A 4,491-nucleotide genomic window follows, 5' to 3' on the forward strand; every position below is an offset into this window, starting at 1 on the left:
AACTGCCCGGAATACTTCGACAGCCTGTTTGACGGTTCGGCCTCAGTTGACGAGCTGGTGGGGTTGTTTCGGCCGGATCGGTCGTTGGTACGCCTGGTCCGGGAGAACGACAAAAAGGACTCACACATCTACCGGCTTGCCGATGGCGGTTTCGATGTCGCCGGCATCGGCAAAGATTTTGCCGACGGCTACACGATCGTGCTGGGCAGTATTGAGCGATTTGTGCGCACGATCGCCTCGCTGTCGCACGCCATCGAAGTCGAGATGAACTTCACGACGCAGGTCAATGCCTACGTCACGCCACCCGAATCCCAAGGCTTTGTCACCCACTACGACGAGCACGACGTGCTGATCGTGCAGATTCGGGGATCCAAGATCTGGCACCTGTACAACGGCGCTGACATAGCACCGCACCAGATGTGTCGCCAGGAGCCGATTGTGACGGACGCGCTCCCGTCGCCCACCGACGTGCGCCTGGAGGCCGGCGACGTGCTTTACCTGCCACGCGGCCGAGTTCATGCGGCCGAAGCAACCTCGGAGGTATCGGTCCACTTGACCGTCGGCCTCCACGCGCCCACGCTCCTCATGCTTGTCACCCGAGCGCTTAACGCGCTGAGCTACTCCGATGACCGCGTCCACACCCAGTTGCCGCCCCGGTACCTCGACGACCCACACGTACGGGCCAGTCTCGGCGCCCTCGTGCGCGACGTCGCCGAAGCCCTCGAACAGCCGAACGTCATCGCGGAAGGTCTCGGTTCGCTGGAAGATGACCTCGTCAAGCGTGGTCAACCCTCGCCAGTCGGACAGGCGATCTTGACCGCGGTCGGGATCGTTGGCCACGCCCGAGTGCGAAAGTACCAACCGCTCTATTCGCGGGTGACAGACACCTCCGACGGCGTCGCGCTGCACTTTGCGCAACTAGTGATAAATGCCGCTCCCGACCACAAAGAGGCATTGCAGTTTCTCTCGAAAAGTACTGAGCCGTTTCGGGTTTGCGATCTGCCAGGGCTGTCTGCGGCGCAGCAGACAGAACTGGCCCGAACCCTGATCGTGACCGGATTCCTGGTCCGGCTACCGGACGACTGATGGAACTCGCCGAACTCGCACGTTGGACGCCAATCAGATTCGACCTTTCCGGTGCGGCCCCGGTGGTCGACTGGGCCGATCTCTCCGAAGAACGCTTCGTCGAACCGTTTTTCGACCAGACCGTCGCCCGCTGGGCGTCCGGTCCACGCGCCCGGCCGCTCGTCAGGACCGGACTCGAAGCCCTCATCATCCTGGACAACGAGCCGTCGCTCGAGCCCGCGGGCATGATCTTTCACCTGTCGCGCTGCGGGTCCACTCTGGTGTCCCGGCTGCTGGGGACACTTCCGGGGGCCGTCGTCCTCGCCGAGCCCTCGCCGTTGAACGCGCTCCTCGGGCTCAACCCCGGTCGGGTCAGCGAGGCCACGCTGGTCCGGTTGGTGCGGCTTTTGGTGCGTGCGCTGGGCCGATGCCGGCACGGGGACGAACGGCACTTGGTCCTCAAATGCACCAGCTGGAATATCCGCCGCCGGGCGGTCCTGGCGGCCGCCTTCCCCGAGACGCCTTGGGTCTGGGTCCAGCGCGAGCCGGCGCACGTCCTGGCCTCGCTCCTGGCCACGCCGCCGGGCTGGCTTGGGCTCGGGGTTACGCCGTCTCGGTCCGCGGGGCTTTTCGGCCTCGATCCGGCGTCGGTTCCGGCGAGAGCGCGCGTCGAGTTTGCGGCTCGCGCACTCGGCGCCATGCTGGAGGCGGCGGCGACCGATCCTGCGGGGCGTCTGTCGATCGACTATGCCGACTTGCCCGGGGCGGTTTGGCAGCGCGCAGCCCCGCATTTCGGGCTCGAGATCGACGCTGTGGCAATTGAACGCATGATCGAGGAATCCCGGTTCTACTCCAAGGACCCATCACCTCGGATCTTTGACAGGGATGCCTCCGAGCGCCGCCTGATGACCGATGCGATGCGTAAGGCCGCCGAGCGCTTCGCCGAGCCCGGTTATCGCTTGCTGGCATCGCCTCGTTAGAGCGGCTGGCCGGCCTCGCGCGGCAACACGCGGCCGTCGAGTTTCTAATCCCGCGGCCGTGTGGTATTAATCTTAATGAAAATCATATTCATCTCGGCCATTCGGCCCATGACCGAGGAGTTGCTGTCATGACGTTGCGTGTCGTTCCCGAAGGTCTCGCCGGTGCCAGTGCAGCGATCGAAGCGTTGACCGCGCGTCTGGCCGCTGCCAATTCCGGTGCGGCCCCGCTGATCACGGCTGTGGCGCCTCCTGCCGCCGATCCGGTGTCGCTGCAGAACGCGGCGGGGTTCAGCGTTCGCGGCGGCGAACATTCAGCGGCAGTGGCCCAAGGCGCGGAAGAGCTTGGTCGCGCCGGTGTCGGGGTGGGCGATTCGGGCGCCGGCTATGCGGCACGTGATGCGGCGGCGGCGGCGTCGTATCACATCGCGGGTTACTGACGATGACGGCGCCTGTCTGGATGGCCGCACCGCCGGAGGTGCATTCGACGTTGTTGAGCAGTGGCCCCGGACCCGGCTCGTTACTGGCGGCAGCCGGGGCGTGGAATTCGTTGAGCGCCGAATACACGTCAGTGGCCGAGGAACTCAGCGCGGTGTTGGCGCAGGTGCAAGCGGGCGCATGGCAGGGGCCGAGCGCGGAGTCGTTTGTGGCCGCGTTCGTCCCGTACTTGGCCTGGTTGACGCAGGCCAGCGCCAACAGTGCCGCCGCGGCTACGCAGCATGAGACCACGGCCGCGGCCTACACCGCCGCACTGGCGGCCATGCCGACCCTGCCCGAGTTGGCCGCCAACCACGTGATTCACGGGGTGTTGACGGCAACGAATTTCTTTGGGATCAATACGATTCCGATCGCACTCAACGAAGCCGACTATGTGCGGATGTGGGTTCAGGCCGCTACCACGATGAGCACTTATCAAGCGGTGTCCACCGCAGCGGTGGCGTCGACGCCGGCAACCACGCCGGCGCCGCAAATCGTCAAATCTACCGCGACAGCACAGCCCGCCGCTAGTGGTGATGCCTATGGCGGACTATCCCATGACAACCCGCTGGGGATCCCGCAGTGGCTCGTGCAAGCCTTGGAACAGTTCGGTATCGGAAATAGCCAACTTGCCCACGACCCGACGATCAGCAATCCGTTCAACACCGCCCTTGCGCAATTCCTGCAGAACTTCGGGTACAACTGGGACCCCGCCGGGGGCACCCTCAACGGAGCCACCTACGACACATACGTCAACCCCGGCCAATTGTCCTTTTGGGTCGCTCGAGGCCTCGAACTCACTGAGGATTTTGAGAATTTCTGGTACACCTTTGCGACAAATCCGGTGCAGGCTATCCAGTGGCTGATCAGCTGGGAACTGTTCGATTTCCCGATTCACATAGAAGAAGTTGGAATCTTCCTGAGCCAGAATCCGGCGCTTTTTGCGGCCGTAATCCCGGCGATCGCCCCCGGGACCGTGGGCGGCTTAGCGGGGCTGGCGGGGCTGGCTGCCATTCCGCCTCCGACCGCCGCTCCTGCACCCATCCCGGCCCCGCCCCCGGTGTTGCCGGTCGTCGCGACGGCCCCCACGCCGGCGATAGGGGTTGCCGGCGCCGCACCTGGCGCGCCCCCAGGCACTTCTCCCGCGTCCGTTACAAGTACCGTTGCCAATCCCGCCGCACCGACACCACCGCCGGCCGCGGGTGGCCCGGGTTTTGTGCCGCCCTACGTGGTGGGCCCTCCCGGTATCGGGGCCCGCGCGGGGACGAGCCTGGGCGCCAAGACTCAGGAGCCGACGTCGCGTGGTTCCACAAAGGCACCCGAGATTGCCGCGGCCGCGGCGTCGGCAGCGGGGCGGACTCGGCAGCGGCGGCGACGGAAGGTGAGCCAACGCGAGTATGGCGACGAGTTCATGGACATGAATATCGATGTCGACCCGGACTGGGACGGGCCGCCAAGTGAGCCAGCGGTGTCCACGGTGGCCTCGGATCAAGGTGCCGGAAACCTGGGATTTTCCGGAACGGTGTCGAAGGGCAGCACGCAGGCGGCGGGATTGGCTACGCTTTCCGATGACGAGTTCGGTGGAGGGGCGAGTATGCCGATGTTGCCGGGCACGTGGGACCCCGAGGTGCCGCAGGGGGAGGGGGATCATCGCTGAATGTGCCTGTGTGGCAACGGTAATCGATTAGAGAAAGGATTTAACCGATGAGTATGTTGGATGCTCATATTCCCCAGTTGGTGGCCTCGCAGTCGGCGTTTGCCGCCAAGGCGGGGTTGATGCGCAGCACGATTGGTCAGGCCGAGCAGGAAGCCATGTCGGCGCAGGCGTTTCACGCCGGGGAGTCCGCGGCGGCGTTTCAGGCCGCGCACGCCCGCTTCGTGGCGGCCGCCGCGAAAATCAACAGCCTGCTGGATATCGCTCAGGCCAACATCGGGGATGCCGCGGGTATCTATGTGGCCGCCGATGCGGCTG

General features: G+C 65.2%; 5 protein-coding genes. All 5 read left to right on the top strand.

Going from position 1 to position 4,491, the window contains the following annotated elements:
• The coding region (locus ACLQI9_RS10910) for a cupin domain-containing protein (protein WP_442391669.1) at window positions 1-1,086 on the top strand (1,086 nt) is incomplete at its 5' end.
• Entirely contained in the window at window positions 1,086-2,045 is a 960-nt protein-coding gene (locus ACLQI9_RS10915; RefSeq protein WP_442391670.1) for a hypothetical protein, read from the top strand. The genes ACLQI9_RS10910 and ACLQI9_RS10915, both read left to right, overlap by 1 nt.
• A 128-nt stretch (window positions 2,046-2,173) precedes the next feature.
• Complete coding sequence (locus ACLQI9_RS10920) at window positions 2,174-2,482, top strand: PE family protein (RefSeq protein ID WP_442391671.1); 309 nt, start codon at window positions 2,174-2,176, stop codon at window positions 2,480-2,482.
• A 2-nt stretch (window positions 2,483-2,484) separates the two neighbouring features.
• Window positions 2,485-4,176, top strand: a complete 1,692-nt coding sequence (locus ACLQI9_RS10925) for a PPE family protein (RefSeq protein WP_442391672.1) — start codon at window positions 2,485-2,487, stop codon at window positions 4,174-4,176.
• 47 nt (window positions 4,177-4,223) lie between these two features.
• Window positions 4,224-4,491 (top strand): type VII secretion system protein EsxG (gene esxG, locus ACLQI9_RS10930; protein WP_442391673.1); only part of this gene is annotated, 268 nt, incomplete at its 3' end.

It is taken from the genome of Mycobacterium sp. (assembly GCF_052143115.1).
In the GTDB taxonomy this organism is placed as follows: Bacteria; Actinomycetota; Actinomycetes; order Mycobacteriales; family Mycobacteriaceae; genus Mycobacterium.